Annotated in this window: 23 protein-coding genes; 21 read left to right on the top strand and 2 right to left on the bottom strand. The window is 61.3% G+C overall.

The window, feature by feature from the left end; translation table 11 throughout:
• Positions 1-45 precede the first annotated feature (45 nt).
• Genes waaF through HX812_RS06850 form a run of 7 tightly spaced genes read left to right on the top strand, consistent with a single transcriptional unit; the run spans position 46 to position 6,992 of the window.
• A complete protein-coding gene (gene waaF / locus HX812_RS06880) occupies positions 46-1,080 on the top strand; it encodes a lipopolysaccharide heptosyltransferase II (RefSeq protein ID WP_038844398.1) in 1,035 nt (344 codons plus the stop codon).
• A gap of 1 nt (position 1,081) precedes the next feature.
• Entirely contained in the window at positions 1,082-2,143 is a 1,062-nt protein-coding gene (gene waaC / locus HX812_RS06875) for a lipopolysaccharide heptosyltransferase I (RefSeq protein ID WP_038844400.1), read from the top strand.
• Complete coding sequence (locus HX812_RS06870) at positions 2,143-3,267, top strand: glycosyltransferase family 4 protein (RefSeq protein ID WP_038844402.1); 1,125 nt, start codon at positions 2,143-2,145, stop codon at positions 3,265-3,267. The genes waaC and HX812_RS06870 overlap by 1 nt, the downstream gene beginning before the upstream one ends.
• Positions 3,264-4,070, top strand: a complete 807-nt coding sequence (gene rfaP, locus HX812_RS06865) for a lipopolysaccharide core heptose(I) kinase RfaP (RefSeq protein WP_038844404.1) — start codon at positions 3,264-3,266, stop codon at positions 4,068-4,070. The genes HX812_RS06870 and rfaP overlap by 4 nt, the downstream gene beginning before the upstream one ends.
• Positions 4,070-4,804: a lipopolysaccharide kinase InaA family protein gene (locus HX812_RS06860; RefSeq protein ID WP_038844406.1), complete on the top strand. Its 735-nt coding sequence runs from the start codon at positions 4,070-4,072 to the stop codon at positions 4,802-4,804. Before rfaP ends, HX812_RS06860 begins: the two co-directional genes overlap by 1 nt.
• Complete coding sequence (locus HX812_RS06855; RefSeq protein ID WP_038844408.1) at positions 4,801-5,553, top strand: lipopolysaccharide kinase InaA family protein; 753 nt, start codon at positions 4,801-4,803, stop codon at positions 5,551-5,553. The genes HX812_RS06860 and HX812_RS06855 overlap by 4 nt, the downstream gene beginning before the upstream one ends.
• Positions 5,553-6,992: a lipopolysaccharide kinase InaA family protein gene (locus tag HX812_RS06850; RefSeq protein ID WP_038844410.1), complete on the top strand. Its 1,440-nt coding sequence runs from the start codon at positions 5,553-5,555 to the stop codon at positions 6,990-6,992. The genes HX812_RS06855 and HX812_RS06850 overlap by 1 nt, the downstream gene beginning before the upstream one ends.
• Positions 6,993-7,110: 118 nt before the next feature.
• Here HX812_RS06850 and HX812_RS06845 read toward each other — a convergent pair whose 3' ends face one another.
• Entirely contained in the window at positions 7,111-9,213 is a 2,103-nt protein-coding gene (locus tag HX812_RS06845; protein ID WP_038844411.1) for a TonB-dependent receptor, read from the bottom strand.
• A 201-nt stretch (positions 9,214-9,414) separates the two neighbouring features.
• On the opposite strand from HX812_RS06845, the gene HX812_RS06840 reads away from it, so the two are divergent.
• From HX812_RS06840 to HX812_RS06805, 8 genes are all read left to right on the top strand, one after another.
• The gene (locus tag HX812_RS06840; RefSeq protein WP_038844413.1) at positions 9,415-9,771 is read left to right on the top strand and encodes a YceK/YidQ family lipoprotein; all 357 of its coding nucleotides are present in this window, start codon (positions 9,415-9,417) and stop codon (positions 9,769-9,771) included.
• A 142-nt stretch (positions 9,772-9,913) separates the two neighbouring features.
• Positions 9,914-11,671: a carbamoyltransferase gene (locus HX812_RS06835; protein WP_033897821.1), complete on the top strand. Its 1,758-nt coding sequence runs from the start codon at positions 9,914-9,916 to the stop codon at positions 11,669-11,671.
• Positions 11,655-12,785, top strand: coding sequence for a glycosyltransferase (locus HX812_RS06830; protein WP_038844415.1), 1,131 nt, complete (start codon positions 11,655-11,657; stop codon positions 12,783-12,785). The genes HX812_RS06835 and HX812_RS06830 overlap by 17 nt, the downstream gene beginning before the upstream one ends.
• Positions 12,785-13,681 carry an antimicrobial resistance protein Mig-14 gene (locus tag HX812_RS06825; RefSeq protein ID WP_038844417.1) on the top strand — a complete coding sequence of 299 codons (897 nt, stop codon included), beginning with the start codon at positions 12,785-12,787 and terminating at the stop codon, positions 13,679-13,681. Before HX812_RS06830 ends, HX812_RS06825 begins: the two co-directional genes overlap by 1 nt.
• On the top strand, positions 13,678-15,066 hold the full coding sequence (locus HX812_RS06820; protein ID WP_038844419.1) for a PIG-L deacetylase family protein: 1,389 nt from the start codon (positions 13,678-13,680) through the stop codon (positions 15,064-15,066). The genes HX812_RS06825 and HX812_RS06820 overlap by 4 nt, the downstream gene beginning before the upstream one ends.
• On the top strand, positions 15,063-16,019 hold the full coding sequence (locus HX812_RS06815; RefSeq protein WP_038844421.1) for a glycosyltransferase: 957 nt from the start codon (positions 15,063-15,065) through the stop codon (positions 16,017-16,019). Before HX812_RS06820 ends, HX812_RS06815 begins: the two co-directional genes overlap by 4 nt.
• A 51-nt stretch (positions 16,020-16,070) precedes the next feature.
• Positions 16,071-16,832 carry a glycosyltransferase family 2 protein gene (locus HX812_RS06810; protein ID WP_038844423.1) on the top strand — a complete coding sequence of 254 codons (762 nt, stop codon included), beginning with the start codon at positions 16,071-16,073 and terminating at the stop codon, positions 16,830-16,832.
• Positions 16,833-16,878: 46 nt separating this feature from the next.
• The gene (locus HX812_RS06805) at positions 16,879-17,964 is read left to right on the top strand and encodes a glycosyltransferase (protein ID WP_038844425.1); all 1,086 of its coding nucleotides are present in this window, start codon (positions 16,879-16,881) and stop codon (positions 17,962-17,964) included.
• Here the strand turns inward: HX812_RS06805 and HX812_RS06800 are convergent.
• Positions 17,953-18,519, bottom strand: a complete 567-nt coding sequence (locus tag HX812_RS06800) for a lipopolysaccharide kinase InaA family protein (RefSeq protein ID WP_177074607.1) — start codon at positions 18,517-18,519, stop codon at positions 17,953-17,955. The genes HX812_RS06805 and HX812_RS06800 overlap by 12 nt on opposite strands.
• A gap of 148 nt (positions 18,520-18,667) precedes the next feature.
• On the opposite strand from HX812_RS06800, the gene HX812_RS06795 reads away from it, so the two are divergent.
• From HX812_RS06795 to HX812_RS06770, 6 genes are all read left to right on the top strand, one after another.
• Entirely contained in the window at positions 18,668-19,852 is a 1,185-nt protein-coding gene (locus HX812_RS06795; RefSeq protein ID WP_038844429.1) for an O-antigen ligase, read from the top strand.
• Positions 19,853-19,861: 9 nt separating this feature from the next.
• The gene (msbA, locus tag HX812_RS06790) at positions 19,862-21,670 is read left to right on the top strand and encodes a lipid A export permease/ATP-binding protein MsbA (protein ID WP_038844431.1); all 1,809 of its coding nucleotides are present in this window, start codon (positions 19,862-19,864) and stop codon (positions 21,668-21,670) included.
• A 152-nt stretch (positions 21,671-21,822) separates the two neighbouring features.
• Positions 21,823-22,527: a sulfotransferase family 2 domain-containing protein gene (locus tag HX812_RS06785; protein WP_038844433.1), complete on the top strand. Its 705-nt coding sequence runs from the start codon at positions 21,823-21,825 to the stop codon at positions 22,525-22,527.
• Positions 22,520-23,128 (top strand): adenylyl-sulfate kinase, encoded by a 609-nt coding sequence (gene cysC, locus HX812_RS06780; RefSeq protein WP_038844435.1) that lies wholly within the window; start codon positions 22,520-22,522, stop codon positions 23,126-23,128. The genes HX812_RS06785 and cysC overlap by 8 nt, the downstream gene beginning before the upstream one ends.
• A gap of 103 nt (positions 23,129-23,231) precedes the next feature.
• A complete protein-coding gene (gene hldE, locus HX812_RS06775) occupies positions 23,232-24,656 on the top strand; it encodes a bifunctional D-glycero-beta-D-manno-heptose-7-phosphate kinase/D-glycero-beta-D-manno-heptose 1-phosphate adenylyltransferase HldE (protein WP_038844437.1) in 1,425 nt (474 codons plus the stop codon).
• Positions 24,649-25,575, top strand: a complete 927-nt coding sequence (locus HX812_RS06770) for an NAD-dependent epimerase/dehydratase family protein (protein ID WP_038844439.1) — start codon at positions 24,649-24,651, stop codon at positions 25,573-25,575. The genes hldE and HX812_RS06770 overlap by 8 nt, the downstream gene beginning before the upstream one ends.
• Positions 25,576-25,600 lie beyond the last annotated feature (25 nt).

Here is a 25,600-nt window from a genome sequence, read left to right as displayed (position 1 = left end):
AGGGCGGGGAGGCATAAGCCTCCCCGCATCGTTTGTGGAAACTACATGAATATTCTGATCGTTGGGCCCAGTTGGGTCGGTGACATGGTGATGGCGCAGACACTGTTCCAGTGCCTGCGTATGCGCTACCCGGACTGCCAGATCGACGTACTTGCCCCTGAGTGGAGCCGGCCGATCCTCGAACGCATGCCGCAAGTGCGCAAGGCCTTGAGCTTTCCGCTCGGCCATGGCGCGCTGGAGCTGGCGACGCGCCGTCGTATCGGTAAATCCCTGGCGGGCGAATACGACCAGGCGATCCTGCTGCCCAATTCGCTCAAGTCGGCGTTGGTGCCGTATTTCGCCGGTATCCCCAAGCGCACCGGTTGGCGTGGCGAATTCCGCTACGTGCTGCTCAATGACGTGCGCACCCTGGACAAAGCCCGCTATCCGCTGATGATCGAGCGTTTCATGGCCCTGGCCTACGAGCCGGGGGCCGAGTTGCCCACGCCGTATCCGCGTCCGAGCTTGCAGATCGATCCAGTGAGCCGTGAGGCCGCCCTGGCCAAGTTCGGCCTGGAACTCGACCGTCCAGTCTTGGCGCTGTGCCCCGGCGCCGAGTTTGGCGAGTCCAAGCGCTGGCCGTCGGAGCACTACGCCAAGGTTGCCGAGGCGAAGATCCGCGAAGGCTGGCAGGTCTGGTTGTTCGGTTCGAAGAAAGACCATCCGGTGGGCGAAGACATTCGCCAGCGTCTGATTCCTGGCCTGCGTGAAGAGGCGGTCAACCTCAGTGGTGACACGTCCTTGGCCGAAGCCATCGACCTGCTGTCCTGCGCCGACTCGGTAGTGTCCAACGACTCTGGCCTGATGCACGTCGCTGCCGCGCTGAACCGCCCACTGGTGGCGGTATACGGCTCCACATCGCCGGGCTTCACGCCGCCGTTGGCCGACAAGGTCGAAGTGGTGCGCCTGGGCCTGGAGTGCAGCCCGTGTTTTGATCGCACCTGCCGTTTCGGTCACTACAACTGCATGCGCCAGTTGCTGCCGCAGCCGGTGAACGAAGCCTTGCAGCGATTGCAGGGCTCTGCGGTCGAGGTCCGATAGTTTGCGCGTACTGGTAATCAAGACCTCATCCCTGGGCGACGTGATTCATGCCTTGCCGGCCCTGACCGACGCGGCGCGGGCGATTCCCGGCATCCGATTCGACTGGGTGGTGGAAGAAGGCTTCGCCGAGATTCCCACCTGGCACCCGGCGGTCGATAAGGTGATCCCGGTGGCGATCCGCCGCTGGCGCAAAAATATCTGGCAGACCCTCAAGAGTGGCGAATGGCGGCGCTTCAAGCAGCAAGTCCAGTCGACCAAATATGACCTGGTGATCGACGCCCAGGGACTGCTGAAAAGCGCCTGGCTGACCCGCTACGTGCGTGCGCCCATCGCGGGTTTCGACAAGCATTCCGCGCGCGAGCCGATGGCTGCACGTTTCTATTCTCGTCGCCTCGCCGTGGCGCGCGGGCAGCACGCGGTGGAGCGGCTGCGTCAGCTGTTCGCCGTGGCCCTCGGTTATGACTTGCCCAAAGGCTTGGGCGACTACGGCCTGAGCACTGAAAAACTCCTGGGCCTGCCACCGAAAAAGCCGTTTGTACTGCTGCTGCACGGCACCACCTGGGACACCAAGCACTGGCCCGAAGCCTACTGGCGCGAGCTGGCCGAGCGCATGGGGCGCCTGGGTGTGGATGTGAAGTTGCCCTGGGGCAACGCTGCCGAAAAAGCCCGCGCCGAACGCTTGGCCCAAGGCCTGCAAAACGCCGAGGTGCTGCCCAAATTGAACCTGGCCGGCGTCGCCCGAGTACTGGCCGGCGCCCGCGCCTGCGTAGCGGTGGACACCGGTCTCGGTCACTTGGCCGCCGCGCTGGATGTGCCGACCATTTCCCTGTTCGGCCCGACCAACCCCGGCCTCACCGGCGCCTATGGCAAGGGCCAGATTCACCTGGCCAGCGACTTCCCTTGCGCGCCGTGCCTGCAAAAGCAATGTACCTATCAACCGACGGCCGACGACCTGCGTCGGTTCGACATCAAGCGCGAGTCGCCGCTGTGCTTCACGCGCCTGAACCCTGAGCGTGTGGCAAGCCGACTGAGCACGTTGTTATTGGCTGAGGAGCTGCACTGATGCAACTGGCTTTTGTGCTGTACAAATATTTCCCCTTCGGTGGCCTGCAGCGCGACTTCATGCGCATCGCCCTGGAGTGCCAGCAGCGCGGCCATCAGATTCGTGTCTACACGCTGATCTGGGAAGGCGACATCCCGCCCGGCTTTGAAGTGCTGGTGGCGCCGGTCAAGGCGTTCTTCAACCATCGGCGCAATGAGAAACTCAGCGCCTGGATGGCCGCCGACCTGGCCAAACGCCCGGTGGACCGTCTGATCGGCTTCAACAAAATGCCTGGCCTGGATGTGTATTACGCCGCCGACGGCTGCTTTGAAGACAAGGCGCAGAACCTGCGTCATTCGCTGTACCGCTATTTTGGCCGCTACAAGCATTTCGCCGACTACGAGCGCGCCGTGTTCGCCAAGGACGCCAAGACCGAAGTCCTGATGATTTCCGAAGTGCAGCAGCCGCTGTTCATCAAGCATTACGACACCCCGCTGCAGCGCTTCCACCTGCTGCCGCCGGGCATTGCCCAGGACCGCCGCGCGCCGCCGAACGCCGCCGAAATCCGTGAAGGGTTCCGTAAGGAGTTCAACCTGGGCGACGACGATTTGCTGCTGGTGCAGATCGGCTCGGGCTTCAAGACCAAGGGCGTCGACCGCAGCCTCAAGGCCGTGGCTGCGTTGCCGTCTGAGCTGAAAAAACGTACGCGCCTGTTTGTAATCGGCCAGGACGACCCCAAGGTATTCCAACTGCAAAGCGCCACGCTGGGGCTGGGGGACAATGTGCAGTTCCTCAAGGGCCGCAGCGATATCCCGCGTTTCCTGCTGGGTGCTGACCTGTTGATCCACCCGGCATACAACGAAAACACCGGCACCGTATTGCTTGAAGCCCTGGTGGCCGGGCTGCCGGTGCTGGTCTCGGCCGTATGTGGTTATGCCCACTACATCGCTGAAGCCGACAGCGGCCTGGTGCTGGATGAGCCGTTTGAACAAGCGCAGCTCAACAGTTACCTGGCGAATATGCTCACTGACACTGCACAGCGCGCGGCCTGGAGCCGCAATGGTTTGGCCTTCGCTGAGACGGCCGACCTTTACAGCATGCCGCAGCACGCTGCGGATGTGATCCTGGCGGAGCCAAAACGATGAAGTTGATTCTTGCCGAACCGTTCAAGACGTTATGGGCCGGGCTTGATGCCTTTGCCGAAGTCGAGAAGCTGCAAGGCGAAGTATTCCGCGAGCTGGCGGCGCGTCGCACCCTGCGTACCGTGGTGGATGGCCGTCCGTATTTTGTGAAAATCCACCGTGGCATTGGCTGGGCGGAAATCTTCAAGAACCTGATCACTGCCAAGTTGCCGGTGCTAGGCGCTGGCTTGGAGTGGGATGCGATCCACCGCTTGCAGGTCCTGGGCGTTCCGACCATGACCGGCGTGGCCTTCGGCGAAAAAGGCAGCAACCCGGCGGACCAGCACTCGTTCATCATCACTGAAGAGCTGGCGCCAACCCTCAGCCTGGAAGATGTGACCATCAACTGGGTGGCGGAGCCTCCGGCGCCCGCGTTGCGTCATGCGCTCACCCATGAACTGGCGCGCATGGTCGGCGACATGCACCGTGGCGGTGTGAACCATCGCGACTGCTACCTGTGCCATTTCCTGCTGGACACGGCCAAGCCTATCGATGCAAAGAACATCAAGCTGTCGGTGATCGACCTGCACCGCGCCCAACTGCGTGCGCACTTGCCGTTGCGCTGGCGCGACAAGGACCTCTCCGCGCTGTACTACTCGGCGCTGGACATCGGCCTGACCCGCCGCGACAAGCTGCGCTTCCTCAAGGGCTACTTCCGCCAGCCGCTGCGCCAGATCCTGGCCGAGCAATCGGCGTCGTTGAACCTGTTGCAGCGCAAGGCCGACAAGCTTTACGCACGCAAGCAGCGCCTCGGGGATGCAATCTGATGGCGGGCTGGAACCTGGAACCTGCCTACGCCAACCTGGCGGATGATTTTGGAAGCCTCGAAGCGGTGTTCGCCCTGCAGGGCGAGCAACTGACCCGCGACCCGCTGTCGGAAGTGATCCGCGTGGAGCGCGGCGGGGTCAATTACTACGTCAAGCGCTATACCGGCGCCGGCAAGGGCCTGCGGCGTTACCTGGGCAAGCCTCGGGTCAAGTCCGAGTGGCAGAACCTCAAGCGCTTCGCCAAGTGGGGCATTCCCACCGCCGACGTGGTTGCCTGGGGCCTGGAGCGCAAAGGCCTGGCCTACGACCGTGGCGCGATGATCACCCGCGAGCTGCCGAGGACCGAAGATCTTTCGGTGCTCGCCGAGCGCCACGATGCGCGCCTGCGCGACCCCAAGTGGGTCAACGCGGTGAGCCGCCAGCTCGCCGAGTACACGCGCACGATGCACGATCATCGCTTTACCCATAATGATTTGAAGTGGCGCAACCTGCTGATCGATGATCAGGCCACCCTGTACCTGATCGATTGCCCCAATGGCGACTTCTGGCGCGGGTTCTGGCTCAAGTACCGCATCACCAAAGACCTGGCCTGCCTGGACAAGGTGGCCAAATATCACCTGTCCGCCACCCAGCGCCTGCGTTTCTACATGCAGTACCGCCAGCACCGGCACCTGAGTGCATCGGACAAAGAGCGGATTCGCCACGTGGTGAAGTTTTTCGAGGGACGCGAATGAGTGATTTCCTGGCGGTTGAAGACCGTGCGCTGCTGGAGCGCCACGGCCTGGCGACGTTCGACGCCTTGTGGGCCAAGCAACTGGACGCAGTGGATGAACCCAATACCAGCCGGGGTGGCTGGAGCAGCGTGTTCCGCCTCGAACTCGACGGCCAGGGTTATTACCTCAAGCGCCAGAGCAATTACTTGACGCGCAGCTTGCACCGCCCCTTTGGCGAGCCGAGTTTTTCCCGTGAATTCCGCAATATCAGCCGTTACCGCAAGCTTGGCATTCCGGCCTTGCAAGCGGCGTTCTACGGCGAGCGTAAAGTTAACGGCGAACACCGCGCCATGTTGCTGACCCGTGCCTTGGACGGCTGGAATGACCTGGATTCGCTGCTGGAGCAGTGGCCTTCATTGGGCGATCTCCAGCACCGCGAGATCTTGCTGGCCTGCGGTCAACTGGCGCGTCGGCTGCACAGCGTCGGCCAGGTGCATGGCTGTTTTTACCCCAAGCATATTTTCCTGCAGGCTACCGGCGACGGTTACGCCGCGCAGTTGATCGACCTGGAAAAAACCCGCCCGCTGCTGTTTGGCTGGCGCGATCGGGTCAAGGATCTGGAGCCGTTGTTGCGTCGCGCACCCCAATGGTCTGATGCGCAGGTGCGCCAGTTGTTGGCGGCGTATCTGGAACTGCCTGCGGACAGTTCGTTGGTCGACACCTGGTTCCAGCGCCTGAGCGCCCGCCGTAGCCACAAGGAAAACCGTTGATGCGTTTGTCCGAGCTGAAAACCGCCGGCCGTTCCCCCGACTTGCCCCTGAGTCTTGAACTGGCCGATGCGGCGGGCCCCGGCCAGTTGCAATTGCTGAGCCTGTTGCGCGTGCTGCCGGGCGAGCGCTACGTAGGTGCTGGCGTATGGCGCGGACGTCCGGTGCTGGCCAAGTTGTTGGTGGGCAGCAAGGCGGCGCGGCATTTTCAGCGCGAGCTCACGGGTGTGCGCCTGCTCGCCGATCAGGGGCTGACCACGCCATTGTTGTTGGCCGATGGCCTGCAGGAAGGCGAGGGTGGCTGGTTGCTGTTTGAATTTATCGAAGGCGCCGAAAGCCTGGCCGATGCCTGGCACGCCGTCGAAAACCTGCCGCCTTTGGCCGACGAGCAAACTGCGGTGTTGGCCGAAGCGCTGGGCGCGATTGCGCAGATGCACACCCAGGGCCTGTGGCAGGAAGACCTGCACCTGGACAACCTGCTGCGCCAGGACGGCAAACTGTACCTGATCGATGGTGCCGGGATTCGCGTGGAAGAGGCGGGCAAGCCGCTGTCGCGCAACCGCGTACTGGAAAACCTCGGCGTGTTTTTCGCCCAGTTGCCGAAGAACCTTGAGCCGTTTACCGAAGAGCTGTTGGTGTATTACCTGCTGGGCAACGGGGAACATGCCTTGCCGCTGGAAGCCCTGGAAAAACAGGTGCGCAAAGTCAGCGCCTGGCGCCTGAAGGACTTTCTCAACAAGGTCGGCCGTGAATGCACGCTGTTCAGCGTGCTGCGCGGGCCGTTTGCCTTGCGTGCCATCCGCCGCGAAGAAGAAGCCGCGTTGCTGCCGGTGCTGGAGCAGGCCGATGCCTTGCTCGACCAGGGCCATCTGTTCAAGACCGGTGGTGCCGCGACGGTGGCCAAGGCTGAAGTGGCCGGTCGTGCGTTGGTGATCAAGCGCTACAACATCAAGGGTTTCGCCCATTGGCTCAAGCGCTTCTGGCGCCCGAGCCGCGCCTGGCATTCCTGGCGCGAAGGCAATCGCCTGGCCTTTCTTGGCATCGCCACGCCCAAGCCGCTGGCCGTGCTGGAAAAGCGTTTTTTCTGGCTGCGCAGCCGTGCGTACCTGGTGACCGAACTCATCACGGGGCCGGACATTATCGAGCGCTTTGCGCCCTACGTTGAACAAGGCGATGCGCCGGAAGATGAACTGCTGGCCCTGGATCACCTGTTTGCCGAACTGATCCGCGAGCGCATCAGCCATGGTGATTTCAAAGGGCACAACCTGTTCTGGGACAGGGACCGCTGGTCGTTGATCGACCTGGACGCCATGCGCCAACACAGCTCCGCCGCGAGCTTCGCCCCGGCGTTTGCCAAGGACCGCGCGCGGTTTATGCGCAACTGGCCGCAGGAGAGCGCGCTGTACAAGCTCATCGATCAGCGCTTGCCCACTCACGCCTGATTGGCCTCAAACGGTGGGAGCGGGCTTGCTCGCGAATTCGCAGTGTCAGTGAATACATTTGTTGCTGACCTACCGCATTCGCAGGCAAGCCAACTCCCACATGAGCTTCGCGGTGGTTTTAGAATTGGTACTCGGCACCAGCACCCGCATACCAGGAGCGCCCCGGCGCGGCTTCGTAGTAGCGGAAGTTACCATCGCCGACGATCACCGAGCCGACGTACTGGCGGTCAAGCAGGTTGTCCAGGCGCAGGGTCTGGTGGAAGGTCCAGTGCTCGACTTTCTGCTCGAAGCGCGCGCGCCAGTTGAACACGCTGTAGGCCGGTGCGGCGTGTTGGCTGTTGGTGTCCTCGACATAGACCTTGCTGCGGTACAGGCCTTCGATGGCGGTGCTGACCCAGTCCCGCGGTTTCCAGTTCAGCTCGGCGAACAGCGTGGTTTGCGGCACGCCGGGCAGGTAATTGCCTTTGTCGACGGCAGTGTTGCCGCCGCTGACAAAGTCACTGTCGTAGGTGGCTTGCAGGCGGGTGTAGGCCAGGTTGGTGCTCCAGTGTTCGCTGAGCTGGCTTTCGATGCCCAGTTCGAAGCCGCGGCGCAGGGTGCGGCCGGCGTTCTGGTAAGTCGTACGGCCGCCGCTGGATTGCTGCACCACCAACTCGTCTTCGGTGGTGATCTGGAAGACGGCGGCGTTAATGCGCGTGTCCTGGCCGACGCGTGCTTTCAGGCCGACCTCATATTGCGTACTGACCGAAGGCTTGAGCGCGAAATTGAAACCGTTTGAGCTGCTGGAATAAGCCGATTCAGCTTGCGTCGGGGTTTCAAAGCCTTTGCCTGCGCTGACGTAGCCATGCAAGTCAGGCGTGAACGCGTACATGACGCTGACTGACGGTGTGTTCTTCTGGTAAGTCTTGCTGCCGCTGTCGTTGCCGTCGCTGAGGAAGTGGTCGTCGACCTTCATTTCCATGGTGCTGTGGCGTAGCCCTGCTTGCAGCGTCCAGTCACCCAGTAACCAGTTGGCTTGCACGAATGGGTCAAGGCTGGTGGCGGTGTCGATTTCGTCGCGGCCAAGGGCGCCTTTCACGCCGTGAACGCCAGTGACGGTGTTGGAATAGCCTTGACGATCATCCTGGCTGCGGTCGTAGTCGAGCCCGGCGATCAGGGTCAGGTCGCCCGGGGCGCTGGTGATAGGTTGCAACCAATGGACGGAACCACCGTAGAACTTGCGATCAAACGCCACCACGCCGCCGCGTGCATTGGCGGGGTTATTCACGCCACTGGCAAACTTGTCAGGAATCGACAGGTACTGAATCACACTCCGCCGCCCCGTATACGCATTCACCTGCAACGTCGCATCGCCGAAGTAGCGCTCGTAATTCAGGCCCAATTGCTGATGATCGATGCTTTTGCGCGTGTTGTAGGTCAGCGCATTGGCACTCACCGAGCGCGGATCGGCCTTGTACGCCGCCCAGGTCTGCCCCAGCGGATCCTGCGTGCCGTCCTGTTCAAGGGTGCTGTAGATCAGCGCGAGTTTGCTGTCGTCATCTGGCTGGAAGTTAAGCTTGGCGAAGGTCTGGTCGCGGCGCGCGCTGCTGTGGTCGCGGTAGCCGTTGGTGTCCATGCGTGAGGCGTCGAGCACAAAGCCTGCGCCATTCGCTGCGCCCTCGGCGGTCAGGTGGTTCTTGTTCAAACCGTCGCTGCCCACCAGGGTCTCGGCGCCGATGCGTGGCGGGCCTTCGCCGTCGCGGGAGAACATCTGGATCACGCCGCCGGCGTTGCTGCCATACAGGGTGGCCGCCGGGCCGCGTAGCACTTCGATGCGCTCGGCGGTGTCGAGGTTGAAGGTGGCCGCCTGGCCTTGGCCGTCCGGGGTGCTGGCGGGAATGCCATCGGCAACCAGTTTGATGCCGCGCACACCGAAGGCCGAGCGGGCGCCGAAGCCGCGGGAAGAAATCTGCAGGTCCTGGGCGTAGTTCTGGCGGTTCTGCACCACCAGGCCGGGCACGCGGGACAGGACCTCGGAGGCATTGATGCCCAGTTGGCCGTCGCTGATCTGCTCACGGCTGATGCCGTCGACCGAGTAGGGCAGGTCGAAGGTAGGGCTGGCGCTGCGGGAGCCGGTGACCACGCTGGGGTCCAGGATCAGCGGTACGTCGTCAGCCCGCGCGGCATCACTCAAGGCGAGCAAACCGGGCAGCAACAAGGTGAAGCGGGCGAGGGTTTTCATGGGTCAGCCAGAATCCGTGGCGCGTTGTATAGGAGGTAAACGCGCAAAGGGGCGCGAGTTTAGTGACTTGGGCGAGATTTATCATTTAGGAATCGTCTTACGCTGCACATCGGAGGTGCCACCCTGGGACATCAGCCTTTGCGATGTTAGCGTGGCAGGCCTTGGTAACGACAATGGCCGATGGGTCAAAAGGAAGGGGTCATGAGGATTGGGTCGAAAGTCGTGTGGCTTGTGCTGTGCTGTCTGCTTGCCGGTTGCGGAACCGTCACCACGGTCATGCGTCCCGACGCGGTTGCCAGCCAGAACCTCAAGGATTCGCGCAGCCACTGTGAGAACGTGCCACGTATCTACAGCGGGGTGATCTACAACTTCTGCACGCTCAACGGCGAGCCGGCCCCCGACAAAAGCCTGACAAGCAACAGCCTGATTGACCATGGCGGTGCCACGCTGCCCTTCGTTGCCGTGGATTTCATTGCTTCCGGCGTGGTCGATACGCTGGTGTTGCCCTACACCCTTTACCGCCAGAGCAAAGACGGCAGCATCGAGATCTTCCGCTGATCCTTCTTGCCACTCGCCGCTAACAGCTCCCCCCTGCTTTTAAGCTATAATCCCGCCCTTTAGCTGTTTCCTGCCCAGGCGGGAAGCACACTTTTTCGCGGCGTAACCCGCCTGCATGCAGACTAAAAGAGGCTAGACCCCTGTGGCATTGACGATTCTTGGCCTGTCCGGCGCCCTTAGCCATGATCCTTCCGCAGCCTTGTATATCGACGGCAAGCTGATCGCGGCCGCCGAAGAAGAGCGCTTCGTACGCGACAAACATGCAAAGAACCGCATGCCCTACGAATCGGCGAAGTTCTGCCTGGAACAGGCTGGCATCAAGCCTTCCGACGTTGACGTGGTGGCGATCCCGTTCGCCCCGATCAGCCTGTTCGGTGAGGCGCGCTGGCACTACGCCAAGCGTTACTGGTACGCCCCGGACCGCGCGCTCGACGCAATCCTGATGGGCAACCGTCGCTACAAACGCTATCGCAACAAGATCGTCTGGTGCCTGGAGCAACTGGGCTTCGATCCGAAGAAAATCAAGATCGAACCGGTTGAACACCACCTGGCCCACGCATCCAGCGCCTACCACTGCTCCGGCTTCCAGGAGAAAACCGCGATCCTTGGCATCGATGGTAAAGGTGAGTACGCCACCACGTTCTTCGGCTACGGCGAAAACGGCAAGATCCATAAGATCAAGGAATTCTACGATCCGGACTCCCTCGGCGGCCTGTACGGTGCAATCACCGAGTTCCTCGGTTTCGAGATGCTCGACGGCGAGTTCAAGGTCATGGGCATGGCGCCGTACGGCGACGCCAGCAAATACGATTTCTCGCGCCTGGCCTCCTTTGAAAACGGCGAGCTGGTGATCAACACCGACTACGCCAACGTCATCGGCCTGCGCCGCTATAAAGAGAAAGGCAAGGGGTTCTACTTCTCGCCAAAACTGATCGAGTGGCTGGGTCCGAAGCGCGAAGGCGATATCGCCGACGAGCCGTACATCCACTACGCCGCCAGCATGCAGGCGTTGTTCGAGAAACTGGCCCTGCAGATGATCGACCACTACCTGGGCGACATCCTGAAAGACACCGGCAAGCTGGCCTTCGCTGGCGGCTGCGCGCTGAACGTCAAGCTGAACCAGAAGATCATCGCCCGTGACGACGTCAAGGAGCTGTTTGTTCAGCCGGCGTCCGGCGATGCCGGTACGGCGGTCGGTGCGGCAGCTTATGTGTCCCACGCCCGTGGTGTGCCGGTGGAGAAGATGGAACACGTCTACCTCGGCCCGTCCTATAGCAACGAAGAGGTGATTGCGGCGTGCGCCAAGCACGAGAGCAAGCCCGTATGGCGCAAGATCGACAACATGCCCCAGCGCATCGCCAAGATCATGGTCGACGGCAACCCGGTGGCCTGGTTCCAGGGTCGCATGGAGTTTGGCCCGCGTGCCCTCGGCGGTCGTTCGATCATCGGTTGCCCAAGTGCTACCGGCGTGGCTGACCGTATCAACCACCAGATCAAGTTCCGCGAGCGCTGGAGGCCTTTCTGCCCGTCGATGCTCGACACCGTCGCCCCGCAGATGATCAAGGTCGACCACCCGGCGCCGTTCATGACCTTCACCTTTGAAGTGGCTGAAGAGTGGAAGACCCGCGTGCCGGAAGTGGTCCATGAAGATGGCACGTCCCGCGCCCAGGTACTCAAGCGTGAGTACAACCCGCGTTACTACGACATGATGAAAGAGCTGGAAGTGCTCACCGGTAACGGTGTGTCGCTGAACACTTCGCTCAACCGTCGTGGCGAAGCGATGATCTGCTCGCCGAAAGACGCGCTGGACATGTTCTTCGGCTCTGACCTGCAATACCTGATCATGGAAGACATCCTGGTCGTCAAAGACGGCGTGGACCCTTATGACACGGTCGGCTGAACGCCACGTCCTGCAGTTCTGCCACGGCTATGACGGGCCGTTCCTGGACTGCGCGCGGCAGTACGCCAGCCTGTTCGCAGGCTCCGGCTACAAGGTGACCACGGTGTTTCTCACCGGGGTTGCCGACCCTGAAGTGGCGGCGGGTTGCGCCAGTGATGAGGTGTTGTTCATGGAGTTCAGCTCGAAGGCCATTCGTGGCCTCAAGCTGGGCGCCATCGCCGAGATGCGCAAGATTGCCGCCTCGCGCAATTTCAGTTTCTGCATCGCACACCGCGCCAAGCCGATCTACGTGGCGTTGCTCGCCACGCGGTTGCAGGTGATCGGTGTGCACCATGCCTTCGGTGATTATCAGCGCCGTGGCCGCCGCCTGTTCGCGTCGATCTTGCGCAAGCGCCTGAGCCTGCTGGGGGTTTCCGACGCCGTGCGCGATGACATCCGCCGCTGCCTGCCGAATTGGCCGGCGGCGCGTATCCAGACCTTGTACAACCGCATCGATGTGCAAGCCCTGCAAGCCCAGCAGGTTTCCAGGGATGACGCGCGGGATGCCCTGGGGTTGTCGCCGGATGAATGGGTGGTCGGCAATGTCGGCCGCCTGCACCCGGACAAGGACCAGGCCACCCTGCTCAAGGGCTTTGCCTTGGCATTGGCTCAGCTGCCGGTTGAAAGCCGACTGGCGATCCTCGGCACCGGGCGCTTGGAACAGGACTTGAAGGAGCTGGCCCGCGAGTTGGGGATTGCCGACAAGGTGCTGTTCCTCGGCCAGGTGCCGGAGGCGCGCCGCTATTTCCGCGCGTTTGATGTGTTTGCGCTGAGTTCCGATCACGAACCCTTCGGCATGGTGCTGCTGGAAGCCATGGCCGCTGGCGTTCCACTGTTGGCTACCGCGTGTGGTGGTGCACGGGAAGTGGTCGAAGGTGTTGGCATCCTGTTTCCGTTCGGTGACGCTGAGCACCTGGCCCAAGGGCTGGGCCATCTGGCCGCGATGGACCCACGCCAGCAACACCAGTGCGCAGAACTGATGCTGGAGCGCCTGCACGCACGATTCTCGGATCAGGCGGTGCGCGACACTTTCTGGCAATTGCCCCATGTCATTGAACTGACCGCGAGGGCTTGATGCTCAATCGATTCCAAGGCTGGCGCGAGCGCGGCTGGTCCGTCGTCGATGCACCGACCTACAACGAGGCCTGGCAGCGTTTTGGCGGTAGCGTCGCCACCCATCCGCAAGTGATCGAGCGCCTGGCTGGGCTGGCGCAGATTCCAGTGCGATACCTGGCCTGGGAGCAGGCGGGTGAACTCAAGGCGTGCATTGCCACTTGGGGTCGCGACTTGGCGCTGTCCAAGGACGTGCTCAAGCGCAGTGGCAAGAAAGGCCTGTTCGACCTGGGCAATGCCGAGGTGATCCTGCCGGCCGCCGCCGATGCGCAGGCGCCTTTGCGCCAGCGTGCACGCTACCTGTCGACGCTGAACGAAGGCCGCTTCAGCGGCCTCAAGCCCCAGGCCGAGCAGTTGGCCATGGCGCGCACTCCAGAAGAACTGTCGAAGAAGTTTCGCTACAACCAGCGCCGCGAACTGCGTTTGCTGGAAGAGGCGGGCGGCGTGGTGCGGCCAGTCAGCGAGTTTTCCAGCGCAGAGTTGGCGGCCATCTACTGTGACCTGTTCCTGCGTCGCTGGGGCTTCACCGCCACGGGCGCCGAGCGCTTGGCCGAAGTGATCGAGCTGATGCGCGAGTGGTTGATCGGTTCGGTGATTTTTCTGAATGATGCGCCTATCGCGATTCAGTTGGTGTATCGGGTCGAATCGCCGGAATGGATCAGCGTGGAGTACGTCAACGGCGGGGTCGATCCTGAAACCCGTGCCTTCAGCCCCGGTAGCGTTTTGAGCTTTCTTAATACCCAGAGCGCCTGGGAGCAGGCGCGCGAAGTCGGCAAGCCATTGCGCTTCTCCTTTGGCCGGGCCGATCGCGAGTACAAGGACCGTTGGTGCAACCCCGTGCAGGTATTCAGCGTATGACCCGTAAGCAGCAATTGCTCAAGCGCCATCGGCGCAACAAGCGCACGGCGCTGATGGTTGGCGTATTGCTGCTGGTGGTGATCGGCATCCTGGTGGCCTGGTGGTTGCCATTGCTGTTGGCCGTGCTGGCCTGGATCGCCCATGAAGCGTGGTTTGCCGACCATCTGTTCTATGCGCCTAACGAGGATTACCAATACCGTTTTGCAGCGGACGCCGAGGTGCCGGGCGTGCGCCTGGAAAATGGGCGCTTGCTGCTGGATCAGCCGGTAGACACGGACGCAACGCGGGTGCTGGCGATCAAGGTCAAAAGCACGTGGCTGGGGCGCTTCCTCGACCCGAGCATTGAACTGGCGGGCGACCGGCAAACCTTTGAGCGCGGCGTCAACGGCGTGCGTTACCTGAACCTCAGTGGTTTGGCGCTGAACGAGTTGCCGTTGCGCGGGCGGCATTGCCGATTGATCGGCACGCCCCGCCTGTGGGCCTGGACCCACCCGGATTACCGCACGCAGCGCGTGATGGTGATCGCGCCCCATGCCGACGATGCAGAATTGGCGGCGTTTGGTCTGTACAGCCAGGCTGAAAAGCCTTGGATCGTCACCCTGACCGCAGGTGAAATCGAAGCCGAGCATTACCAGCAGATGGGCCTGGACGCGGTCGAAGCCGCACGCATCAAGGGTCGCCTGCGCGCCTGGGACAGTATCGCGGTGCCGCTGTGGGCCGGTGTGCCACAAGCGCACTGCGTGCAACTGGGTTACTTCTGCCTCCAATTGCAGGCGATGCAAGCCGCACCGGACCTGCCCTTTGCTTCCCGTGAAGCCGAGATGACAGACGTTCGGCCGTTCCGCCAATTCAATCCGTTTGCACTGCCAGCGGACAGCGATGGCTTGCCCACGTGGAACAACCTGTTGGCCGACCTGCGCCAAGTGTTGTTGATGGCGCGTCCAGAAGTGATTGTGCTGCCGCATCCGGTATTGGACCCGCATCCAGACCATGTCTGCGCACAGCACGCGGTTCTGGAAGCCTTGCAAGGTCTTGAGTGGCAGCCGACGACAATACTGGGCTACGCCAACCACCTGCACGACAACGACCGCTGGCCCATGGGCGACGCGGGTACCGGCATTGCGTTGCCGCCGCTGTTCGACGCGACCGAAGAGCTGCTGCCCTGCAGCCTGCCACTGACGTTGGCGGATCAGCGTGACAAGGCCATGGCGCTGGGCATGATGCATGACTTGCAGCCGTCACCGCCCTTCAAACGCCGTGTCCGGCGTTGGCTGCAGCGAGTGTTGGCGGGCCGTGCACCGTCTCCATATGGTGAGAATGAATTTTTCCGCAAAGCCGTACGACGGCATGAGCTGTTCTGGCGTTTGGGAAAGGATAAGTCATGAAAGTCTTGTTTCTGGTGCAGAAAGAGCAGCGCGCCATCCTCGATCGCTTGTACGAAGGCGTGGCCGAGCACTGCGAATGTGATATCCGTTGGTTGAGCAGCGATGAGCAGCGCAACCTGCGCGGTTACTTCCGGCGTGAGGTCGACGTGACCCGTTACGATCGCATCGTGTTCTTCCTGCGCTTCAAGCAGGAAATCCGTCAGGTCGGATTTATCCGTACGATCCCGAACCTGGTGATCCTCGAACACGACGCCTACCAGAACTATATTTCCTGCAAATACACCGGAAAATTCAGCGCCCATTACCGTCGCTTGCCCTGGGCGCGGGTGATCAGTTCCGGCTACATGGTGACCCAACGCCTGCGCGCCGAGGGCTTTGACGCGGTGTTCGTGCCCAAGGGCTATGATCAGGCGCTGTTGCAGCCGCAGGAACGTGAGCGGGATATCGAGCTGGCGTTTGTCGGCAGTACCAACAGCGTGGCCTACAGTGGACGCAAGGCACTGCTCGATGAGCTGGCACAGGTTGAGCCGTTGGTGGTCACGCGCACCAAATCCGGTGAAGAATATTGTGCCACGCTCAACCGGATCCGCTTTTTCGTCAGTGCCGATGTAGGCATGGGCGAGTACATGATCAAGAATTTCGAAGCCATGGCCTGTGGTTGCGTGCTGCTGGCGTTCGATCAGGGCGCCGAAGAAAACGCGGCCCTGGGGTTCGAGGAAATGGTCAATGTGGTGTTCTACAAGGACATCCCGCAGTTGCAGGAAAAACTGGCCGTGTTACGGTCCAATCCGCAGTTGGCGGCCGACATTGCGCGAAAGGGTCAGGACCTGGCCGTCAGCCAGTTCAGCTTTGCCCGGATCGGCCAGCGGATTGTCGAAGTCCTCGAGCCGCCCCTGCGGCCCCGTGCACCATTGAGTGTGCTGGAAAGGTTGCGCCTGAAACTGGGCGTTTGATATCGGCCAGATGGCCGCAAATGATGGCTATGTGATATTATCGAGGCTTGAATGCAATTCTCCGATCAAAGCGACATAACGCTCGTAGTGACCAGTTGCGGTCGCTTCGATTTGTTGAAGCGCACGCTCGAGAGCTTCGATCAGTTCAATACGGCGGCGATCCGCGAAGTCTTCATTACCGAAGACTCCGGTGACGACGCCGTGCGCCAAGCGGTTCCACAGCACTGGCACGGCCATTGCACTTTCTTGATCAACCGCCCGAAGCTTGGGCAGTTGGCGTCCATCGACTTGGCCTATGAGTCGGTCAAGACCCCCTACATATTCCATTGCGAGGATGACTGGGCGTTTTATCGACCCGGCTTTGTCGAGGATTCCAAGACGATATTGGAGCACCGACCGGATATTTTGCAGGTGTGGTTGCGTAACTACGTCTACGACTTGCAGGTGCACAGCCCCTATATTCACCTGGGGCCTCGTGAAGTGGTGGGCGGTGTGCCGTGTTACCCCCTGCTGTCCGACAAACCCGAGTGGCAAGGGTTTTCGTTGAATCCAGGGTTGCGACGTATCAAGGAGTATCGCTTGTGCGCGCCCTATGCCGGGTTCGAGGGTGAGAAGGGATTATCGAAGCGTTACGCGCAGCTGAACCTGGCGGCCGTGACTCTGGAAGGCGATGCGGTTCTGCATACCGGTTTCGGTTTGCATGTGGCGACGGCAGAAGAGCGCTTGACCAAAGCGCGGCGCAAGCGGCGCGAGCGGATCAAGCTGGCGGCTATGTTGGTACTGGGTGTCGGTATTGGCTGGTTGATCCATTAAGTACAGGCGACAAGCCACCACAACGCCGCAAAAGGTCATTTTTTCGATGAGTATCCTCAACATCATGTGGGCCGGTGGTTCTGCATTCGCTTCGGTGCAGAAGGTTCATCAACAGATACTTTCCCACGCTGTATGCCGTGCGCCGATCACTACCTGGTTGCTTCAAGGTCGTTCGGACGAAGGGGAATCGGCAGTAGAGTGGAGTTTGTCCTCTGCCCGACTCAAAGGCCGGCACTTGTGGAAGTTGCTGATGCCTTGGATGCGCGTGCGTTTCCAGAAGGCGCTGCCTGACGATTTGCAGGTTGTGCTGCTGGATGGGGTGGGCGTGGCCCGGGTGATGTTGCCGGTGCTCAAACACTTGCCGCACGTGCGTGTTGTCGTGGTTTTTCATGGCGTCACACGCATGCGCCGGTCGGACAAAAAGCTGTTTGAGCAGTTTCCCGCTGAGCAACTCACGCTGGCTGCCGTCTCGCAAACCCTTGCCCAGTCGATCGAGCGTTTTCTGCAACGGTCCGTGACAGTGCTGCGCAGCGCGTTCGACCCAGTAGCCTTTCGTGCCGCCGCGCTTTCTCGGGAGCAGGCACGCATTCGTCTTGGACTGCCGCTGGACGGTTCGCCCGTGCTGGGTGCAGTAGGCCGATTGGTCGACGGCAAAGGGTTCAGCTGTTTGCTGGAGGCGTTTGCCGGCGTGTCGGCGCATCTGCCGGACGCGCGGCTGGTGATTATCGGCGAGGGCGCCGCAAGGGATGCCTTGGAGGCGCGTATCGAAAAACTCGGCTTGCAGGGCAAGGTGACGTTGCCGGGTCATCTGTCGGATGCGGCGACGCTTTACCGCGCCTTCGACTGGGTCGCCATTCCGTCGACCCAAGAGGGCTTGGGGTTGATCCTGCAAGAGGCAGTGATGGCCGGTGTGCCGGTACTGACCAGCGAGTTGGCCGTGTTTCGCGAGCAGTTGGCGGAGGCCGGCTGGTACGCCCCTTCAGATAATGCGCAGGCCTGGGGCCTTCTGATGGAGCGTGCCTTCGCCGCTTCGGCCCGGGATGTGCTCAAGGCCCAATCGCGTGCATTGGCGCCGGAGCAAGCCTGGAAGGATTTCAGTGAAACTTCCCAGCGCCTGTTTTCATGCCGCTAGTAGCGCTTGTTCCAGTGCTTGCATTGGAAAGCGTTCGTTCAGCTTCTCGCGCGCAATATAGCGGGCGAAATGCTGCAAATTGCGTCTTGCCAACTCCTGGTTCAACGGGGCGCGCAGGAAGCGCATATCCGCCACATCGATCAGCCCCATTTCGTTATCAGGTGTAACAACGATATTGCCCAAGTGCAGGGAGCGGAAGTAAATTCCCGCACTGTGCAAACGGCGGATGAGCGCCACCAGCGGGTCGAGGTTCGATTGCCAGTCAAAGCCTTCTTTATTGGAAATCTGGCGTAGCGTTTCACCCGGCAGTGGGCGGTACAGCACCGCGGTCATGCCGGGTGCGGCCAGTTGGAAGAACGCCAGTACGGTCAAGGTAGGGATGCCACGTTGTTGCAGTTGCGCCACGTTGTCGATGAAGCGCTTGGAGTAGGGGCGAAACAGCGCCGACGAAAACAGGCGCTTGCGGCGAAACAGTTTGAGGATATTCCCGTCAGCCAGCAGGTAGACTTTGGGGCCGTAGCTGTCCTTTTCCAGGATGCGGGCGCCTTCAATCATTGCGTTTAAATCGGCTTGGGGAAGCCTTGAACATTGCATCGTCGGAAAGCCTTGTAGGAGTCGCGGGCACAGTGATCGGTAATAATGCCGAAAGTTTTGGGTTTTAACCATGCCGCGTTGGTGGGGTGGACGTATTCAGGAGCGGGTGATGCAAGCAAGTCGTTGGGCGCAGGTGTGGATGGTTTTCGGGTTACTTTGGTTTTTGCTGGCGATTGCCTTTGCGCCGACCAACAAGATTTACCAACAAGGCTTGACCCTGTTTCTCTGGTTGCCTGCCATGGTGTTCGCCTGGTCGGCCCGTGAGCGACTCAAGGAAGTCTGGCGTGAACAGCGTTGGATGTGCCTGATGGTGGCGGCACTGGCCATCTGGGGCGCCATCAGCCTGTCGTGGAGCAATGCCGAAGACCCGTCCCGCGAGACCAAGCGCTTGCTGTATATCGGCGTGTTCCTGCTGTTTTTCCCGGTGTTTGCCTGCGGGCAAGCCGATCGGGTCATCCGCGTGATGCAATGGGGCGGTTTCGGGCTGGCCTTGTCGTCACTGGTCGCGATCATCAAGTTCTATGGTATTGAACACCACGCCTGGTTTGCGCGCCTCGAAGGGATAGGTCAATTGTCCCACCCGATTCTGGGGGCCTATGTGATTGGTCTGGCTGCCATCTGGCTGCTGCATTGGCTGCCACGTGGCCGCTGGATGCAGGCGGCATGGGTGGTGTCCATCGCATTGCTCGGGCTTTTCGTCGTGCTGAGCCAGAGCCGAGGTGCTGCACTGGCCTTGCTGCTGACCGTCGTGGCGATGCCGGCCTGGTGTCGTGATCGGCGTACCGCGGTAATCTCCATTGGCGCAGTGATAGTGGCGCTGGCGGTATTCTTCTCCATGCAGTCCCTGGTGTTGTCCAGAGGCGTCTCCTACCGGCCGCAGATCTTCATGACCGCCGTCGAGATGGTTTCCCAGCATCCGTGGACCGGTTTGGGGCTGGGTGGGGATTACAGGATCTTCATCACCGCGTATGGCATGTATTTCGACCACGCCCACAACCTGTTCTCCCACGTTGCCATCGAACTCGGCCTGCCCGGCCTGCTGCTGTGGTGTGGCTTGTGGTTCGGTGTGTTGTGGCAAGCCTGGAAGGCCCGCGACACGCTTTACGGCAGGGGTATCATCGGCATGTGGGTGTTTTCGTTCCTGGCCATGCAGTTCGATGCCGCCAGCCTCACGGGCACCCCACGGGCCGAGTGGTTTATCTCATGGCTGCCGATTGCGCTGGCGACTGTCTTGGTCTGGGCTCGGGCCAATCCCGATGCATGTGATAAAGTTCGCGTCCTACCCAATCAGTGAGCTCGACACATGAGTGACGCACCGCCCAAAGCGGACCAGGAATCCAGCCTGAAAATCTATTTCAGGCTGCTGGGCTATGTGAAACCGTACATCGGCATGTTCATGCTGAGTATCTTGGGCTTCGTGATCTTTGCTTCCACCCAGCCGATGCTGGCCGGGATCCTCAAGTACTTCGTGGATGGCTTGAGCAATCCCGATGTGGTGTTCCTGCCCAAGATCCCGTTGTTCAAGGACCTGAAGCTGTTGATGGCCGTGCCGCTGCTGATCATCCTGATCGCCGCGTGGCAAGGCCTCGGCTCGTTCCTGGGCAACTACTACCTGGCCAAGGTCTCCCTGGGCCTGGTGCATGACCTGCGGGTCCAGCTGTTCAACAAGCTGCTGGTATTGCCCAACCGTTATTTCGACACGCACAACTCCGGTCATCTGATTTCCCGCATCACCTTCAACGTGACCATGGTCACCGGCGCCGCCACGGATGCGATCAAGGTGGTGATCCGCGAGGGCCTGACGGTGGTGTTCCTGTTCGGCTACCTGCTGTGGATGAACTGGAAGCTGACCCTGGTCATGCTGGCGATCCTGCCGCTGATCGCAATCATGGTCGGTAGCACCAGCAAGAAATTCCGCAAGCAGAGCAAGAAGATCCAAGTGGCGATGGGCGACGTGACCCACGTGGCCTCGGAGACCATCCAGGGCTACCGCGTGGTGCGCAGCTTCGGCGGCGAAAGCTACGAAGAGCGCCGTTTTGCCGCCGCCAGCCAGGGCAACACTGATAAACAGCTGCGCATGAACAAGACCGGTGCGGTCTACACACCAATGCTCCAACTGGTGATCTACACCGCAATGGCAGCGCTGATGTTCCTGGTATTGCTGCTGCGTGGCGACGCCACGGCGGGCGACCTGGTGGCCTACATCACCGCAGCGGGCCTGTTGCCCAAGCCGATTCGCCAATTGTCGGAAGTCAGCTCGACCATCCAGAAGGGCGTAGCCGGTGCCGAAAGCATCTTCGAACAGCTGGATGAAGAGCCGGAAGTCGACAGCGGCACCGTGGAGCGTGATCGCGTCAGCGGTCGCCTGGACGTGCGCAACCTGAGCTTCACCTACCCAGGTGCCGAGCGTGAAGTGCTGAAGAACATCAGCTTCACCGCAGAGCCTGGGCAGATGATCGCCCTGGTCGGGCGTTCGGGCAGTGGCAAGTCCACGCTGGCCAGCCTGATCCCGCGTTTCTACCACCACGAAACCGGCGAAATCCTGCTGGATGAGGTGGAGATCGAAGACTACCGTCTGCGCAATCTGCGTCGGCACGTGGCCCAGGTGACCCAGCACGTGACGCTGTTCAACGATACGGTGGCCAACAACATCGCCTACGGCGACCTGGCGGATGCACCGCGTGAAGACATCGAGAAGGCCGCCACCGATGCCTATGCCATGGACTTCATCGCCGAACTGCCCAAAGGCCTGGACACCGAAGTCGGCGAAAACGGCGTGCTGCTTTCCGGCGGCCAACGCCAGCGCTTGGCGATCGCCCGTGCACTGCTGAAAAATGCCCCGCTGCTGATCCTGGATGAGGCAACTTCGGCGCTTGATACCGAGTCCGAGCGCCACATTCAGGCCGCTTTGGACAAGGTCATGAAGGGCCGTACCACTCTGGTGATTGCGCACCGACTGTCCACCATCGAGAAAGCGGACATGATTCTGGTGATGGACCACGGTGAAATTGTCGAGCGTGGTACACACGTGGAACTGCTGGCCATGGGCGGCTATTACTCGCGCCTGCACGCCATGGGCCTGGATGAGCCGGTAACGGCCAACATCACCTGATATGCCGGGGCGCGCAATGCGCCCTGGTGTTTGTATCAAGCCCCTTACAGGCTTGACCAAAGCCAAATAATTCGCTGCCTAACGTTTGTTATGTTGGCCTTCTCGATTCGAATGACGAACGAGAGGGCTAACCTTCTTGCGTGGGTAATGGAATGTTGCAGCGTCTGTTCTGGAAATTGCTTCCCAAGCCCCAGCGGGTTTTCCTGCTGGGGCGTTTGTCGGTGGTGGATCGCCAGGCGGTGAACAAGTCCCTGTCTGGGGTGACCACGCTTCCACCGGCTTTCGAGCGTCACAACTGCGTATTCATTCATGTGCCTAAATGCGCTGGCAGCAGCGTCTGCTCGGCGCTGCTGGATGGGCGCTGGCCGGGCCATCTGCCGTATTACTGGTACCAGCAGCAATTCCCCGAGCACTGCGAACGCAGTTTCAAGTTTGCCTTTGTGCGCGACCCATTGGAGCGTGCCTATTCGGCCTACACCTACCTGCGCAGCAATCATATGGGTACCCGTGATGTGCACGCCCAGGCGCTGGTGTGCAGCTACCGCGACTTCGATCATTTCGTCGGCAGTTGGTTACACCCGGACAACCTGCACCGCCAACTGCACTTCGCCCCCCAGACTGATTTCCTGGTCGATCACATGGGCCGTATGGCCATGGACTTTCTTGGGCGCCAGGAATCCCTGGAGCAAGACTTCCAGCAGTTGTGCGAGCACCTCGGCGTCAGCACGACGCTGCCGCATCTGAATGTTTCACTGGGGCGGCGCAACGAGCCGGTCAGGGATTTTTGCAGCCTGCGTACACGCCGTCTGGTGCGGCGTGCCTATCAACGTGATTACGAGGTGTTGGGGTATGAATAGTCAGTCACTCTCCCGGGGTTCGGCTTCTGTCCGCCCCTTTGCCTTGTCGTTGTCGGTGGCCGCGCGGGCTGCGCTCAAGCACCAGCAGCCTTGCTGCCTGTGGCTGACGGGGTTGTCCGGGTCCGGTAAATCGACCCTGGCCAATGCGCTGGAAGTGCAGCTCAACGAACAGGGCCGGCATACCTTCGTGCTCGACGGCGATAACTTGCGCACCGGTTTGTGCAATGACCTGGGCATGAGTGATGCGGCGCGCAAGGAAAATATCCGGCGCATCGGCGAGGTAGCGCGGCTGATGGTGGACGCAGGACTGATCGTAATCGTTTCGGCGATTTCCCCGTTCAGCGCCGACCGGGCAACCGCCAAGGCACTGTTTGGGCCGGGACAGTTTTTCGAGGTCTACATCAGCACGCCCTTTGACGTGTGCGCGCGGCGTGATCCCAAGGGCTTGTACCGTGCGGCCCTGGAAGGACGTATCAAAGCGTTTACCGGGCTGGACAGCCCCTATGAGGCGCCGATCAAGGCGGACTGCGAAATCAATACCGAGGAAGTCGAACTGCTCGACGCGGTGGACAAAATCCTGGCGGCGTTGTTCAAAAAGTGATCAGATTTGCCGTGTGATGCATCCCGGATAAAGCTCTCGAACTAGGCGGCGCTCACCCTGTGCTAATATCGCGCCCCTGTTCATTTTGTATGTGGGATGCTCCATGAAGTTGTCCATGCCGCGATTCGATCAAGCCCCTGTCTTGGTGGTCGGCGATGTCATGCTCGACCGTTACTGGCATGGCGGTACCTCACGGATTTCCCCTGAGGCGCCGGTACCGGTAGTCAAGGTCGAGCAAATCGAAGACCGTCCGGGCGGCGCTGCCAACGTTGCCCTCAATATTGCCGCCCTCGGCGCCCCGGCTTCCCTGGTCGGCGTGACCGGCGACGACGAAGCCGCCGACAGCCTGGCCAATAGCCTGCGCGGTGCTGGCGTGCGCGCGCTGTTCCAGCGCATTGCCCACCAGCCGACCATCGTCAAGCTGCGGGTCATGAGCCGTCACCAGCAACTGCTGCGTATCGATTTTGAAGAACCCTTCGCCACCGACGCCCTGGCCCTCAGCGGCCAGGTCGATGAGTTGCTCGAAGGCATCAAGGTGCTGGTGTTGTCCGACTACGGCAAAGGTGCCTTGCGCAACCACCAGGTGCTGATCCAGGCCGCCAAGGCCAAGGGCATTCCGGTACTGGCCGATCCAAAGGGCAAGGACTTCTCGATTTATCGCGGAGCCAGCCTGATCACGCCGAATCTCAGCGAGTTCGAAGCCATCGTCGGCGGTTGCGCCGATGAGCACGACCTGGTCACCAAGGGCGCCGCGTTGATGGCAGACCTCGACCTGGGCGCCTTGCTGGTGACCCGTGGCGAGCACGGCATGACCCTGCTGCGTCCGGGCCACCCGGCGATGCACCTGCCGGCACGTGCCCGCGAAGTGTTCGACGTGACCGGCGCTGGCGACACCGTGATCTCCACCCTGGCCGCCTCGATTGCCGCGGGCGAAGAACTGCCCCACGCCGTGGCCCTGGCCAACCTGGCCGCAGGTATCGTGGTGGGCAAGTTGGGTACGGCTGCCATCAGCGCGCCTGAATTACGTCGTGCGATCCAGCGTTCCGAAGGTTCAGAACGCGGCGTGCTGACCATCGAGCAACTGCTGCTGGCGATTGACGATGCCCGTGCCCATGGCGAAAGCATCGTGTTCACCAATGGCTGTTTCGACATCCTGCACGCGGGTCATGTGACTTACCTTGAGCAAGCAAGCGCCCAGGGCGACCGCTTGATCGTGGCGGTCAACGATGACGCCTCGGTGAGTCGCCTCAAAGGCCCTGGCCGTCCGATCAACAGTGTCGACCGTCGCATGGCCGTGCTGGCTGGCCTGGGTGCGGTGGACTGGGTGATCAGCTTCCCTGAAGCGACCCCGGAAAACCTGCTGGCCCAAGTCAAACCGGACGTGCTGGTCAAGGGGGGCGACTACTCCGTCGACCAGGTTGTCGGGGCGGATATCGTCAGTGCCTACGGCGGCAAGGTCAAAGTGCTGGGGCTGGTCGAGAACAGCTCGACCACGGCCATTGTCGAGAAAATCCGCAACAATGAGTAAGTGGGTGCTTGTTACCGGTGGAGCGGGTTTTATCGGCTCGCACCTGGTCGATGCCCTGCTTGCCAAAGGCTATGGCGTGCGGGTGCTGGATAACTTCTCCACCGGCAAACGCAGCAACTTACCGCTGGGCAACCCGCGCGTCGAACTGCTGGAAGGCGATGTGGCCGATGCCGAACGGGTGGCTCGCGCCGCCGTCGGCGCAACGGCGGTGGTACACCTCGCGGCGGTGGCTTCGGTGCAGGCCTCGGTGGATGATCCGGTCAGCACGCACCAGAGCAACTTCGTCGGCACCTTGAATGTCTGCGAAGCCATGCGCAAGGCTGGCGTCAGGCGCGTGGTATACGCCTCCAGTGCGGCGGTCTATGGCAACAATGGCGAAGGCGCTTCGATTGACGAAGACACCCCCAAGGCGCCATTGACGCCCTATGCGTCTGACAAGCTGGCGGGCGAGTACTACTTGGACTTCTACCGTCGCGAGCATGGCTTGGAGCCGGTGATCTTTCGCTTCTTCAATATCTTCGGGCCACGCCAGGACCCATCATCGCCGTATTCCGGCGTGATCAGCATCTTCAGTGAGCGCGCGCAGCAGGGCGTGCCGATTGCCGTGTTTGGCGATGGCGAGCAGACCCGTGACTTCATGTACGTGGAAGACCTGGTTGACGTGTTGGTGCAGGCGATTGAAGCGCCAACCGCGCCGCTGGGCGCGATCAACGTGGGCTGGAACCGCACCACCACCCTCAAGCAGGTGTTGCAGGCGCTGGAAGCAATTGTCGGCAAGTTGCCAGCGGTGACTTATGGGCCGGCGCGTTCCGGGGATATCCGGCATTCGCGGGCGAATAACCAGCGCTTGCTGGCGAGCTTCACGCTGCCCGAACCCACTCCCCTGAAGGTCGGGCTGGAGCGCTTGCTCAAAGGCTGACGCGATTTGTAGTGAGCGGGCTTGC

This window comes from Pseudomonas sp. IPO3749 (genome assembly GCF_013386605.1).
GTDB lineage: Bacteria > Pseudomonadota > Gammaproteobacteria > Pseudomonadales > Pseudomonadaceae > Aquipseudomonas > Aquipseudomonas azotoformans_A.
This window is presented reverse-complemented; position numbering and strand designations above follow the sequence as displayed.